The sequence below is a fragment of the Wolbachia endosymbiont (group A) of Machimus atricapillus genome (genome assembly GCF_964027095.1).
In the GTDB taxonomy this organism is placed as follows: domain Bacteria; phylum Pseudomonadota; class Alphaproteobacteria; order Rickettsiales; family Anaplasmataceae; genus Wolbachia.
This window is the reverse complement of the sequence record NZ_OZ034727.1, coordinates 1,162,962-1,177,321: the sequence shown is the minus strand read 5'-3', so window position 1 is coordinate 1,177,321 and position 14,360 is coordinate 1,162,962. Positions and strand designations below refer to the sequence as shown.

Genomic DNA, 14,360 nt, shown 5'->3' with positions numbered 1-14,360 from the left:
TTGTTATTAGCTATTTTAACAACGCTACTTAAACATTTTTTTTAATCGATTGATTTCATCAGCAAATTTTGAGTCGGTCTTTATAAAATTTTCTACTTGTTTTACTGCATGTATAACGGTAGCATGGTCTCTGCCACCAAAGTTTCTCCCAATATCTGGTAGGCTTTTTTGCGTAAATTTTTTGGCAAAATACATAGCTATTTGTCTTGGCCTTGCAAGACTGCGAAGTCTTCTATTGGATTGCATATCTGCAACCTTTATATTGAAAAATTCAGCTACTTTCTTTTGTATTTCTTCTATTGTGATTGACCTATGATTTGACCTAAGAAGATCGATTAGGGTTTCACTAGCTGATTCTACCGTCATACTTCTTCCAATTAATGAGGTATGGGTAACCTTATTTAATGCTCCTTCTAATTCTCTTATATTAGATTTTATGTTCCTTGCTAAAAACTCTAGGACATCTTTCGGAACATACATATTCATCTGCTCCACTTTTGCCTGCAATATACCAAGCCTTAATTCAAAAGTTGTTTCATTAATATCTGCCACCAACCCCCAACCGAGTCGTGATCTTATTCTTTCTTCCACTCCATCAAGATCACTAGGAGACCTATCAGCTGATATAACCAATTGCTTATTTTGGTCTATCAATGCATTGAAAGTGTGAAAAAATTCTTCTTGTGTACTATCTTTACCACTGATAAATTGCACATCATCTACCATCAATACATCTACTGATCTAAATTGCTCTTTAAATAACATAATATCTTTGCTTCGCAGCGCTGTAATATATTGGTACATGAATTTCTCTGCTGATAAATATACTACTTTTCTTTTTTCTGATGGGGAATTGACTATGTGCCAGGCTATAGCATGCATTAGATGTGTTTTACCAAGTCCCACTCCACCATATAGAAACAAAGGATTGCTGCCTAATATTGGATCTATAGATTCTGCCACACGCTTTGCCGCCGTAAATGCTAATTCATTTGGCTTTCCCACTACAAAATTATCAAAGGTGAACCTTGGATCCAGCGGCGAACCAAGATTATGATTACTTTCCTCTCTGTTTTTTAGTATAACATTAAAATTTGAATTCCTTTCCTCAATTACTTGAATATCAATAGAACGTATGCTTTTATCTTCGCTTTGCCATAATGATAATATTTTTTTCATGTAATGAACTGTAATCCACTCTTTTATAAACCTTGTTGACACGGATAAAAGAACTTCCCCATTTCTGCTACTGACAAATTTTAGCGAACTCAGCCAGCTGTTATATGTTGCTTCTCCATAAAGATTATAAAGACAATTTTGGATTTTTTCCCAAGTAACATTGTGATCCGTTACTGTAATAATCTGATCAAAAAACATAGTAGAAACCTTAGGGCTAGTTAAGTTCATATACCATACCAAGAAAAAAGCAACAATTAGAAAAATATAAGATAATCAATAGCTTACTGCAAAATGAAAAGCTAATACTACTTAATACATACTAAAAATTATGGTGATTTTTTGATGAGTTGTAAAGGGTATAAAAACACTAAAATTGATCATTTTTATTTCAAAAAAATGAAAAATTTGTAAATGTCGCTTGTATCGAGGATTAGAAGCATGCTATTAAAAATAGTAATACATTATGTATAAATAAGATGTTAAATTTACTGGCAAATAAGTAAAGTATTCATATAAATATAGCTAACCTAATATAGATTTACTGAAGCAAATTTATGATTATATTAAGTAATTTGAGTTGTCATGCTGTATTCGGTATTGAACTAGAGTTTTACATTGAAGGAATAGAAAAAGAATATTTATTTCTGAATAGCATCAAAAATAAAATAGCATTTCTTGAATTTTCCTGCGAGAAGGAGAATTCTACACATCAATATGAGATAAAAAGTGGTTGTTATACGAACTCCGACAATTTAATTAAGCATTTTGAGTTAGCAAAACAATTACTTACTGAAGTAGTACAAAAACTTGGTGGGAACGTTTCTTTTAAAGCAAAGCCTTATTTGGATAGAGCAGGCAGTGCATTAAATGTGCATGTTAATCTCGTGAATTCAAATAACGATAACTTATTTTATATCAATGAGCAAAAGTATAGTGATTATTTGATTCATAGTATTGGCGGATTATGTGCAATGATGAAAAAACATATGTTGTTTTTTGCTCCAAATGATGATTCATATTTAAGATTTCAGTACCCGGATATTCACACTCCAACTACGATTAGTTGGGGAGTAAATAACAGAACTGCTGCGATAAGAATTCCCTATTTTGGCAACGATTCCAAAAGATGCCGCCTAGAGCACCGTGTTCCTGGAGCAGACTGTAACCTTGAAAAAGTACTCACAGCAATAATTGAAGGTATAGTTTTTGGTATAGAGAACAAAATTGCTCCGCCAAATAGGGTCTACGGCATTGCATCTGATTCTCAATATAAGATGAAGAGTTTGATATAAACTCTAACCACGTTGGTTAACAATATCTTCCATAGTTAGCCGCTCTGGCATTCTCATTAAGTTATCACTGAAAAAAGTCCTCGGAGCATTGGTAAGTTCTTTGATTTTTTTGTCATATCCATTCATATGCATAGGAGGGGATCGCATTAAGTCCATATAGTTCGTTGCGTATTTAGTCCGACTTGTATCATCAGCGTTAGTGCTTTTAGAAAGTGAATTACCTTTGAAATCCATATGTTCAGGTAGTCCATTTTTCATTTCTTCTTGTGCTCTTTTATTTTTTAATTCTTCTTCTAGCTCAGTTTCAGTTCTTTTTGGTTCTTTTACGGATATTTCCGTATCTTTTTCTTCACCTTCATCTTCTGAAACACGAGTAATTTCAGCTTTAGTTCTTATTTTATGAATCAGCAAAAGTAATAAGTAAGTAACTGCAGCAGCAGAAACGATAATGGCTATCTTTGCGGCAATGTGGATTGCTGTTAAAAATATTAAAGCTGATAAAGCTCCAGCTAATCCAGACACAATAACTTTTCTCTTGCCTTTTGTTACATTTAAAATTGCCACCATAATAACCTCTCAAATACTGTTCTAGAATTATTATACAGAAATTTTCTTATACTTGCAATTTTGCGAAAATTTTAATTATTTGCGTAAAGTTTTAAAGCTATACAAGGATTAATTAATATGCAACGTATCTCGACTATAATATTGTACAAACACACATATTTAGTTAACATTCAACATGCAGAGCTTACTCATAGAGCGAAACAGGGCGGTGGTATTATTACTTATAGTAATTTTTATCTTCGGTTCATACGTTTATGTAAAAATGCCAAGGGAAAGTAACCCTGATATACAGATTCCTATAATCAGCGTGTTTGTTGGACTTCCTGGGATTTCTGCTCAAGATAGTGAAAAGCTATTAGTGCTGCCTATAGAAAATGAACTAAGATCCATCGAAGGTGTAAGAGAATTGAGAGCTTTTGCAACTAATGATGGTGCTCACATGATACTCGAATTTGGAACAGAGTATGATAATAAAGAAGTGCTCGATAATGTCCGTTCAAAGCTTTCAAACATAAAATCGAAGTTACCTGTTGAAGCGGAATCTCCGATAATCAATGAAATAAACTTGAGCTTATTTCCGATACTCAATGTCGGCTTAATTGGTAATTTGCCAGAAAGAGCCTTAACTGAAATAGCACGCAAGCTAAAGAAAGAAATAGAATCTCTGCCAAATGTTCTCAAAGTTGAAGTGGCAGGTATGCGTAAAGAAACAGTGGAAGTTATAATTGAGCCCACAGTTCTAACAAAATATAACATTCAATCAAACGAAATATTCCAAGCTATATCAAGCAATAATAGACTAGTGGGAGCTGGGTCACTGGAAAATGATACCGGTAAATATTCGATTAAAATATCAGGGTTATTAAAAGATATAGAAGATATTATGAATATTCCTATTAGATCTCAAGGCGATGCAGTTTTGAGAATCAAAGATATAGCAAAAGTATACCCTAGGTTTGAGGATCACCAAGGGTTTGCTCGCATTAATGGATTACCTAGTGTCGTGCTAGAAATTTCAAAACGTAACGGAAAAAACATAATAGACACAGTAAATCAAGTAAAATACTTAATGGATAAGGCAAAAGATCAATTACCTGAAAATTTAAAAGTGGTGTACTTAAATGACCAGTCAAAAAACGTCCGCGATGTGCTTGATGACTTGGAAAACGGCATAATATTCGCTGTGTTGTTAATATTGATCATAATGATGCTTTCTATGGGAACAAGGATTGCTATTCTTGTGGCACTCTCGATACCCGGTTCCTTTCTCATTGGGATAATAGCTCTTTACTTTATGGGCATAACCTTAAATATCGTTGTGCTCTTCAGTTTAATCATGGCTGTTGGCATGCTGGTTGATGATGCAATTGTGATCAGCGAATATGCCGATAGAAAGATGATCTGCGGAATGGACAAAGTAGAAGCCTTTCACACTTCAGTTCGTGATATGTTTTATCCGGTTCTATCATCGACGTTAACTAAATTAGCAGTGTTTTTTCCTCTATTATTCTGGCCTGATACTGTTGGTAAATTCATGCAGTACATACCAATTACAATAATTCTAACTTTGACTGGATCGCTCATTATGGCTTTGGTTTTTATACCAACACTTGGTGCAATATTTGGTAAGCCTTCAATAACTTCAAAAAAAGAAATAAAAAAAATGAGTGCTATAGAAAGTGGTGAGATAAAAAATGCTGGGTCTATAATAAGAGCTTACATACGCATGCTAGAGAAGGTTTTAGATCATCCTAAAAAATTCATATGTGCTACTGTATTCGTCCTGTTTTCATTTAGTGTGCTGTACTTTACCTTTGGTCCTGGAGTGAAGTTTTTTCCGAAAGTGGATTCAGATAATATTTTAATCAGTGTTAAAGCAAAAGAAAGCTTATCAGCCAAAGAACGAGATCTGATACTCAAAGAAGTGGAAGAACGCATTTTGAGCGTTGAAAAAGAAATTCATGTTTCTTATGCTAGATCAGGAGCATTTTCAGACAACGTTATCGCCAGAATTCAACTAGAACTTATGGATTGGCGCTTCAGGCGCAAAGCTAAGCACATATTAAACGATATAAGGAGCAGTGTGCAAGACATGAAAGGAATAATAATTAATGTTCAAGAGGAAAAGTCAGGACCGTCGGCTGACAAGCCAATACAAATTAACCTCAGCGGAAGTGCATCCAATCTGAATTTAGCAGCAGAGAAAATTCTAAAAATTATGGACCAACCTTCATCCGGGTTTATAAATATTCAAGATAGCAGATCAGCACCTGAAATAGAGTGGAATATGAGTGTTAATAAGAGTAAGGCTACAAGTTCTGGAGTAAGTGTTGCAACCATTGGCGATTTTATAAAGATGGTTACAAATGGAGTGTTGATTGGAAAATATAGACCAAATAACACGGATGAAGAAATCGATATTGTACTCCGTTTCCCCAGAAGGGACCGCAACATGAAGACTATAGATAATCTTTTTATCAATACAGTTAATGGCCCGCATCCTATGAGCAACATAGTAAAATATGCTCCCGAAAAAAAGGTAAACAAACTAAATAGGATTGATGGATTACGTACAGTGACAATTTCCGCTGATGTGGATACAGGCTATCTTGTTAATGAAAGAGTAAAGTTCATTCAGAATTCTATTGCCCAGGATTGGGACAAGGGAGTAAAAATTGATTTTAAAGGCGACAAAGAAGATCAACAAAAATCAGGAACATTTTTGTTAAAGGCTTTTATATTAGCAATTACACTAATGATATTGGTATTAGTGACACAGTTTAATAATGTATACCATACATTTATCGTAATGACAGCAGTGTTTTTATCCACAACATGTGTGTTTTTTGTTTTCTTTCTTATCCAACAAGTTTTCGTAGTTGTTATGTGTGGAGTGGGGATAATTGCTTTGGCAGGAATTATAGTAAATAATAACATACTATTGCTTGATGCCTTTCATCACCAAATTAAGGTACACAAAAATGACATCAAGCGATGTGTAATAAACGCTGCAATTTCTCGCGTTAGGCCAATATTGCTTACCGTTGCAACCACAGTTCTTGGTTTAATACCGATGATTACCAGGTTAAATATCAATTTTTTTACGCTACAAATCACATATGATGCTCCATCAAGCCAGTGGTGGGTTGACATTTCAACAACCATAGCAAGTGGAATATTGGCTGCAACGGTCTTAACTTTATTCTTTACTCCGGCGTTGCTTGTCATACAAAGACATGAAAAAACTTGACTTAAATTAGCAATCATTTAACATTTAAGATAGCGTTCTTTGCCCGTTGAAGCTATAATTATAACTAATTACATTGGATTTATTTATTATGATTGCTAATCGTAAAAGCAGTGTTAAGCAGAAAAGTAACAAGAATAACATAGTTGGAAGCCTTGATGTAATAAAAACAGCAGGAGAACTTTCACTTCAAAAAGGTTTAGATTTTAATGTTGTAATAAAGGCACTAGAAAGTGCTATAGAAGCAGTGGCTTATCAAAAGTATGGTAGCAAAAGTAAAATTGTAGTTAATATAGATAGAAATACAGGCAAAGTTACTTCATACAGAAAACTAAAAGTTATTGATGACGAATCAAATGAAGAAGAGAACACTGAGTATGAATCAATTACGCTGACACAAGCTAAATTAATAAAAGGAGATGCAAAAGTTGGAGATACTGTTAGTGAATTGCTCTCTCTTAACACTGATCTTGCTTCAGCAAGGATTGCCCAGCAAAAGATTGCTCAAATAATTAAAGATGAAGAGTCAAAAAAGCAATATGAGGAATTTAAAGATAAGGTGGGAGAAATAAGGTATGGTATTGTTAAACAAGTAGAATATTCAGATCTTATTATAGACATAAATGGCACTAGGGCATATCTTCCATTGCGAAATTTGACCGGTGGTGAATCATTTCGTGAAGGCGATAAGGTTAAAACTTACATACAGACCGTTAAGCGCTCTGATGATGGACGTCAAATTATTCTTTCTAGGACTCATGAAGGCTTTTTAGAGGCATTATTAAATCAAGAAATACCAGAAATTGCTGACGGGTTAGTAACAATTAAAGGTATAGCTAGAGACGCCGGCTCAAGGTCTAAGGTTGCTGTTTTCTCTCCTGACAAGAACATTGATCCAGTAGGTGCTTGTGTTGGAGTTAAGGGAGATAGAATAAAAACTATTATACACGAATTAAATGGTGAAAAAATTGACGTTATAAATTACTCCTCAGATTTGGGTCAATTTGTTATTAAAGCCATTACTCCTGCAGAAGTATCGAAGGTTATTATTGATGAAAATGAAAATTGCATAGAGTTAATAGTTGCTGAAGATCAATTGAGTTTAGCTATAGGAAAAAAGGGCCAGAATGTAAGATTAGCTTCAGAGCTTGTTGGATGGAAAATTGAGATATTAAGCACTCAGCAAGAATCAGAAAGGCGAAGTAAAGAACTTAGTCAATGTTCAGCTTTATTTGCTGAAGCTTTAAACTTAGAAGAGATTATGGGTCAGCTATTGGTAACAGAAGGTTTTTCAAGCGTAGAAGATATATCCAACGCTTCAATTAAAGAGCTTTCTTCAATAGAGGGCTTTAATGAGGATATTGCAAACGAACTTCATAACAGAGCAAACAAGCACCTGAAAGCAGAAAATGATAGAAAAATAGAAGAGCTAAAAAGTCTAGGTATGGAAGATGATGTAATCAATTTAACTTTATCAATAGACAATAAAATTGCTCTTAGTAAACATGATATTAAGACTTTAGAGGACATAGCAGATTTATCAAGTTATGAGTTTTGCAGCATACTCTCTTCCTCAGCTGATAGTAAAGAAAATCTAAAAGATACAGTAGACTCAATAATCATAGAAGCACGTAAAAAGCTTGGGTTAATATAATAAAATAATATGAATAATGAAGATATCAGTAATAAAAAATTAACGCTCCAAGGCTTAAGCAAGCTTAAATTAGACCTCAATTTAAACTCTTCAGCTAGCCCAAGTACTGGAGCTACAATAGTAAAAAAAAGAAGAAAAAAATCTCATGATGCAGAAGAACATAATTTATTTGACGAGAGTAAATTAGATTCTTTAACAGAGAAAGAACAAATTTTCCGCATTAATGCTGTGCAGAATGCTGCTTTGCTGAAAGAAAGAAATCAGAGAGAAGAAAAAGAGAAAACAGCAAAAGAAGACAGCAATAAAGAGATTGACGAGAAAAATGAAGCGGACACTTTATCTAAAGAAATAAATAAGAAAGTTTTAAGTAATACTCACTTAGTTGAACTAAGAGAAGATAATATTGACTATGAGAGCGACGATAAAAAGTCTTCTAAAGTCAACAAAGATATATATTCTAAGCATTCTAAACTGGTAATTGCACAGGCAATAGATGAAAAAACTGAACAACCCCCTGTATTTAAGCAAAGATTTGGTATAAGAAGTAGAAAGTCAAAGTTTACTAAGGGTAAAAATATATCAAGAGAAGTTATTATACCAGACAAAATAACTATCAGGGAGTTATCTGTTCGTATGGCAGAAGATAGCAAGAGTGTGCTAAAAATGTTCAAAGAAGAAGTCGGTGAGAGTTATAGAGTAGATGATCTGGTGGATCCAGATATAGCATATGAAATAGTGGAAAAATTCAATCATACGGCTAAACGAGTGAGCGATACCAACAGAGAAAAGGATTTATTTTTCATAGAAGACAGGGAAAGCTTGTCTAAAGAACCTAAACCACCAGTCGTCACTTTTATGGGACACGTTGATCATGGTAAAACCTCATTGCTCGATGCATTTCGTGAATCTAATGTTGCAGAAAGAGAGTCAGGTGGCATAACTCAACACATAGGTGCTTATCAAATAACGACAAAAGATAAGCAAAAAATTACTTTTATTGATACACCAGGACATGAAGCGTTCACTGCGATGCGTGCACGTGGTGCCAATATTACTAATATAGTTGTAATAGTAGTTGCAGCTGACGATGGAATCATGAAACAAACAGTTGAAGCAATAAATCATGCAAAAGCAGCAAATGTTTCTATTATAGTTGCTATTAATAAAATTGATAAATCTGAACCTGGTGATGTAGAAAAAATAATTAATAGTTTGCCTCAATATGATCTCATCTCTGAAGAGCTTGGTGGTGATATTATGATTGTGCCAGTATCAGCAAAAAAGAAAACTAATTTAGATAAACTAGAAGAGGCGATTTTGTTAATCGCTGAATTAATGAAGCTAGAAGCAATAGAAGATTGTCGAGCACTTGGATGGGTAATAGAATCCAAAATAGATAAAGCGAAAGGAATATCAGCTACATTGATAGTTGAGGAAGGAACGTTAAAGGTTGGTGATATATTGGTAGTTGGTACAACATACAGCAAAGTACGTAGTATGGTTAATCACCTTGGTCAAAGAGAAAAAGCAGCACTACCCTCCGCTCCAATTGAAATTACTGGTCTAAATGGTGTGCCAAATGCTGGAGATAAATTTGTTGTTGTAAATTCTGAAAAGCAGGCGCGTGAAATTGTTGAATACAGGCTAGAGTTGATCAAGAAAAAGAAAGAAGATTTAGACGACAATAATTTAGATATATTCAGTCGTAATAACAGTGAAACAGAAGAACTATCTGTAGTTTTAAAGTGCGATGTAACTGGTTCTATTGAAGCGATATCAAGTTCAATTGATAAACTCGGTAAAGACCAAGTGAAATTAAATATCCTACACAAAGCAGTAGGAGGGATAACAGATTCAGATGTGCTGCTTGCAGAAGCATCAAGTGCAGTAATTTTAGCTTTTAATGTAAAAGTGGACTCAAAAATAAGGGACTTGGCAAAACAAAAAGGTGTAGAAATACATATTTATAACATAATATACGAGCTCATTGACGACATGAGAATGTATTTAACTAAAATGTTAAAGCCTGTTACACGAGAGGTTCGTGTTGGTTCTGCATCTGTGAGGCAAATATTTAACGTATCTAAAGCTGGTAATATCATTGGATGTTACGTAAGTGATGGAGTCATAAGAAAAGATTCTTTAATTAAGGTAGTGCGTGGTGGCAAATTGGTGCATGAAGGAAAGTTAAAAGCACTACGTAGATTTAAAGATGATGTTAAAGAAGTAGGTGTAAACTTTGAATGCGGAGTATCACTAGAGGGTAATATCGATATTAAAGTTGGAGATATTTTGGAAGCTTATCAATTAGTGCAAGAAGAAAGGGTGTTATAGTAGATGGATATGAAAAAGGAAATTAGAAACCTAAAAATAGCATCGGTATTGCATAGAGCAATATCAAGAGTCCTAATGGAAGGTAAGGTGTTCAATAAAAATGTAGCGGTATCTGACGTAAAATTAAGTAAAGATTTGAAAAAAGCAGATGTATATATTGTGTTATCTTCATTGAATATCCAAGTAGCTGACTACTCAGATTCAGAAAAAAGTACATGGATTTCAGCATCACGCACTGGAGATCCTTCTGAGGATAATTGTGATATTAACACTGTTGTTAATGAAATGAACCAATCTGCATGGTCAATACGTAAATCTATATTGTGTTATGTTGATTTGCGATTTATACCTGAGTTAGTTTTCAAGCCTGATTTAGCGTTCGATAATTTTGTTAATGTAAGCAAAATATTACATAATCACACTTAATTAATGTATTTCAACCGTTACTTTTCATTAATGAGACTGCACAGTTTAACAGGTTTGTGGCTTGTGCTATTTCCCAGTTTGAGCGGTATTCTTTTAGCCTCAACTTCTCTATCGTATCAGGCTCTTTTTCTCCTTGTTTTATTTACTATAGGTGCATTTTTAATGAGACCTGCAGGGTGCATAATCAATGACATTTTCGATAGGGAAATAGATGCGCACGTTGAACGAACAAAATATAGGCCACTTGCAAGTGGTGCATTAAACATAAAGCAGGCTTTGGTTTTACTCTCACTGCTACTATCTATCGCCTTGGTAATTTTATTGTTAACTAATAAAACCACACTCATACTTGGAATAATCTCAATGTGTATGATAGCTACTTACCCTTTATTAAAGCGGTATGTTTGGTGGCCACAATTGTTCTTAGGGTTTACCTTCAATATGGGATCGCTCATGGGCTCAGCAGCAATAATAAACCAGATCAGTATAGAATCCTTGCTGTTTTATATAGGATGCGTCTTTTGGACACTTAGCTATGACACCATATACGCTCATCAAGATAAAAAAGATGATGAAAAACTCGGAATGAAATCTACCGCATTATATTTTGGTGATACAACAAAATCTTGGTTGAAAAGATTTTATTTAATATCTCTTATGACGTGGCTATATGCTGGTATCTTATCATCATTAAATAACATCTTTTATATTGCTCTACTTGCTGTAGGGTTTATATTTCACCGCCAATACAAAAATTTCAATCCTGACGATCCCAGTCAATGCATGTCCATATTTAAAAATAATTCCTACGTAGGGTTGCTTCTCTTTTTTGGCATCCTTTTAGATAGAATTATCACCTAGGTCTCAAGAGTTTTGGCTCTAATGAAGTCAATAAACTCAGGTAGCTCGCAGAAACGAAAAAACTTCCTTGACAAACTCCGCCAGCCCCCTTATTATGATAACAAGGGTATTCATGACTCAAAACTTGTTTTTGACCTGCAGGCTCAATAACAAAATTCAGTAAAAAACTTAGGGTATTTTTTGGCGGATTACGTAAAATTATAGCGGCTGCATGTCTTTTAAATTTTTTCTACATTCAGCCAAATCGCGCTTATTTTAAGCGTTAGCACATTATTACAGCGCCACTTACAGTAATATAGAGTCAAAACTCGCACCACGGGGCTTCTTTTGCCTTTTTTTCGTTTGGTAGATTTCTTAATGTTTGTAGCTAAAGCAATTTAAGAGACCGAAAATGGTGTCATTCCAGCGTGTGACGCTGGAATCTAGTCTTTATTATGCAGCCACTTATTTAAAGTTAAGTTTTCTGGATCCAAGTAGTCAAGCTACTCGGATGACACCTTGACGATTTGAAGAATCGTCATCCCGCTACGTGTTAGCGGGATCTATGCTAAGAGATACCGCGAATGAATCGCGGTATGACGGTCTGCGGCGATATGACGGTTCGCGGTGGCATGACGATAACTTCGTCATCCCGCTGCTTGTTAGCGGGATCTAGAGATACCGCGGCGGTATGACGGTCTGCGGCGATATGACGGTTCGCGGTGGCATGACGATAACTTCGTCATCCCGCTGCTTGTTAGCGGGATCTAGAGATACCGCGGCGATATGACGGTTCGCGGTGGCATGACGATAACTTCGTCATCCCGCTGCTTGTTAGCGGGATCTAGAGATACCGCGGCGGTATGACGGTCTGCGGCGATGTGAAGGTTCGCGGTGGGATGACGATAACTTCGTCATCCCACTGCTTGTTAGCGGTTAAGAGATACCGCGGCGGTATGACGTAGGGAAACCTTTCTTGGTTAGCTACAGCAGCTTGCAAACCATTCAGAAAAGGGAAGACAAAACTATAAAAAACCATAGGCGCCAGATGGTTTTTAGCTAAAGTCAAGTGTCTGGAATTTTAGACATAGAATCCCCCATATGAACAAGATTCAGAAAAAATGCAACGTACATTGGGCAGAGATTAAGTATATGTATACACGCTGAAGAAGATACGCCACATTTTTAACTGAAATTTAGATGAAAAGTCTGCAGACGGAGATAGATTTTGAGCTCTCTAAATATCTCTAATTGTCATTATAATAAGGCTTTGAATATGCAGAAGTAATTTTTTTAGTTAAAATAAAAAAGTTTTCTGCTATAGCACTACTAAGCAGCAGAAGACCTTGCATGACCTCCAAAAAATGCTTTTACTCTTTCAAGATAAGTAGGTGGTACTGGAGGAATTTCTATACCATCTATAACAGCGCTTATTGCTTCTTTTACATCATCGCTTGTAATTAACTCTTTTAATTTATGCTTTATAGGGCCTCTTCCAACATCTTGCCCATACCTATTGTAATAATCCACATATAATTCATTAAAGACAGATTGTTTTGCTTCTTCTATCAGTTTACTGATGTTGCTTTTTATTTGAGGATCCATATCACCATCAGAATAAAAATTATCAAAATTGTCCTTTAAAACTGTAATTTTTTTATTGTTACAGCTTCTCAGGAATTTTTCTGTAATGCTTGGCATTCTCTCATACACTTGAGCGTTTACCTCAACTGTAAAGTTATTTTTAGCTTCAAGACAACTGAGTGAATAAATAATACGATTGAACATTCCTAGATTGCACTTACCATTTCCCTCTTTGAAACGTATCAGTAACATGCACTTTAGAAAATCTATATCTGACTTTTGATCCTTAGCTGCAGTCAAAACTAAATTTGCAGCTTGCGTGAGAGTAAGGCTAGTTTTTGATTCTCTATAAGCTGCTCCATTGGAACCATTAAAGTTAAGATAAAGTTTTAATTGCTCTTTTTGCTCAGTTGTAAGCTCATCTGAATTATTTATGTAGTCTTCAAACTCTTTATTGAGTACATTTGGTTGAGCTCCAAATTTCTGTTTTAACTCTTGAGCGCATTGGAAAATACTATGTTCAAAACTACTCGTGTGAACACTTTGACTGCCAGTGCCCACATCACTTACATTAAACAAAAAGCTTAGCTGCTTTACATTCAAACCCAAAGGTGAGAAAAGCCTCACTAATGGATACTTTATCAATTCAAGAAGTGCTACTGGAATTAATAATACAGCATTTATAAGCACAAGAAATATGTGATTACTTGGTATTTCTCTTCTAGTACTCAGTAGCAGCCACCCATTAAGGGCAGATATTTTCGATGCACAGTACAAAAATGGTAATTGAATGTAATATATTAAATATATAGAGAAAAATAGAATCTTATCTTTCAACCCTATTGTTGGGTCGTTATATACTTCAGAAAAAATACTATCATCACTGTTTTTATTTTTGAAAGACTGATAGTTGCTTGTAATTTTTTCTGTAAAGATAGAACAGAGCTTATGTATGCCATAGCATGCAACACAGGCAGCAAGAGAAATTGCAAGTGTTCCAAAAGCAGCTAATACCTCACTTGAAGTTTTGGCAAGAAGGAATGCATAAAGCGCATTAATAAAGATCTTAAGCAGAGAATCATGATAAAATAATGTTCCAATAGCAGCACCAATTAATAAAACATACCCACAAACAACCAAAAATGTTTTTAACCTCGGATTCATAGCCTTCTCCTAATAATCTATTTCATTATATGCATAAATTTAAAAAATGCAAGTTTTTATAAAGATCGATTGA

Annotated in this window: 9 protein-coding genes; 6 read left to right on the top strand and 3 right to left on the bottom strand. The window is 34.7% G+C overall.

The genetic code is table 11. The features are described from left to right. Positions 1-24 precede the first annotated feature (24 nt). Positions 25-1,407 carry a chromosomal replication initiator protein DnaA gene (gene dnaA, locus AAGD68_RS05715; RefSeq protein ID WP_253309363.1) on the bottom strand — a complete coding sequence of 461 codons (1,383 nt, stop codon included), beginning with the start codon at positions 1,405-1,407 and terminating at the stop codon, positions 25-27. 326 nt (positions 1,408-1,733) lie between these two features. Here dnaA and AAGD68_RS05710 point away from each other — a divergent pair, with 326 nt between their 5' ends. Then, positions 1,734-2,471 (top strand): glutamine synthetase, encoded by a 738-nt coding sequence (locus tag AAGD68_RS05710; protein WP_265017437.1) that lies wholly within the window; start codon positions 1,734-1,736, stop codon positions 2,469-2,471. 3 nt (positions 2,472-2,474) lie between these two features. Here AAGD68_RS05710 and AAGD68_RS05705 read toward each other — a convergent pair whose 3' ends face one another. Next, the gene (locus tag AAGD68_RS05705) at positions 2,475-3,038 is read right to left on the bottom strand and encodes a hypothetical protein (RefSeq protein WP_341814182.1); all 564 of its coding nucleotides are present in this window, start codon (positions 3,036-3,038) and stop codon (positions 2,475-2,477) included. 175 nt (positions 3,039-3,213) lie between these two features. Here AAGD68_RS05705 and AAGD68_RS05700 point away from each other — a divergent pair, with 175 nt between their 5' ends. From AAGD68_RS05700 to ubiA, 5 genes are all read left to right on the top strand, one after another. Next, entirely contained in the window at positions 3,214-6,288 is a 3,075-nt protein-coding gene (locus tag AAGD68_RS05700; RefSeq protein WP_264687957.1) for an efflux RND transporter permease subunit, read from the top strand. 88 nt (positions 6,289-6,376) lie between these two features. Continuing rightward, positions 6,377-7,939, top strand: coding sequence for a transcription termination factor NusA (nusA, locus tag AAGD68_RS05695; RefSeq protein ID WP_264731488.1), 1,563 nt, complete (start codon positions 6,377-6,379; stop codon positions 7,937-7,939). Positions 7,940-7,948: 9 nt separating this feature from the next. Next, positions 7,949-10,273 (top strand): translation initiation factor IF-2, encoded by a 2,325-nt coding sequence (infB, locus tag AAGD68_RS05690; RefSeq protein WP_265045123.1) that lies wholly within the window; start codon positions 7,949-7,951, stop codon positions 10,271-10,273. A 9-nt stretch (positions 10,274-10,282) separates the two neighbouring features. Further along, positions 10,283-10,699 (top strand): ribosome-binding factor A, encoded by a 417-nt coding sequence (locus AAGD68_RS05685; protein WP_164225054.1) that lies wholly within the window; start codon positions 10,283-10,285, stop codon positions 10,697-10,699. Positions 10,700-10,702: 3 nt separating this feature from the next. Further along, complete coding sequence (gene ubiA / locus AAGD68_RS05680; protein WP_253307364.1) at positions 10,703-11,560, top strand: 4-hydroxybenzoate octaprenyltransferase; 858 nt, start codon at positions 10,703-10,705, stop codon at positions 11,558-11,560. Positions 11,561-12,868: 1,308 nt separating this feature from the next. On the opposite strand, the gene AAGD68_RS05675 is transcribed toward ubiA, so the two are convergent. Further along, complete coding sequence (locus AAGD68_RS05675; RefSeq protein WP_265017439.1) at positions 12,869-14,287, bottom strand: hypothetical protein; 1,419 nt, start codon at positions 14,285-14,287, stop codon at positions 12,869-12,871. Positions 14,288-14,360: the final 73 nt, after the last annotated feature.

Excerpts from the sequence above, each read along its gene's own strand:
- dnaA (WP_253309363.1), bottom strand. The coding sequence starts at position 1,407 with ATGAACTTAACTAGCCCTAAGGTTTCTACTATGTTTTTTGATCAGATT.
- AAGD68_RS05685 (WP_164225054.1), top strand. The coding sequence starts at position 10,283 with ATGAAAAAGGAAATTAGAAACCTAAAAATAGCATCGGTATTGCATAGA.
- infB (WP_265045123.1), top strand. The coding sequence starts at position 7,949 with ATGAATAATGAAGATATCAGTAATAAAAAATTAACGCTCCAAGGCTTA.
- AAGD68_RS05675 (WP_265017439.1), bottom strand. The coding sequence starts at position 14,287 with ATGAATCCGAGGTTAAAAACATTTTTGGTTGTTTGTGGGTATGTTTTA.
- AAGD68_RS05705 (WP_341814182.1), bottom strand. The coding sequence starts at position 3,038 with ATGGTGGCAATTTTAAATGTAACAAAAGGCAAGAGAAAAGTTATTGTG.
- nusA (WP_264731488.1), top strand. The coding sequence starts at position 6,377 with ATGATTGCTAATCGTAAAAGCAGTGTTAAGCAGAAAAGTAACAAGAAT.
- AAGD68_RS05700 (WP_264687957.1), top strand. The coding sequence starts at position 3,214 with ATGCAGAGCTTACTCATAGAGCGAAACAGGGCGGTGGTATTATTACTT.
- AAGD68_RS05710 (WP_265017437.1), top strand. The coding sequence starts at position 1,734 with ATGATTATATTAAGTAATTTGAGTTGTCATGCTGTATTCGGTATTGAA.
- ubiA (WP_253307364.1), top strand. The coding sequence starts at position 10,703 with ATGTATTTCAACCGTTACTTTTCATTAATGAGACTGCACAGTTTAACA.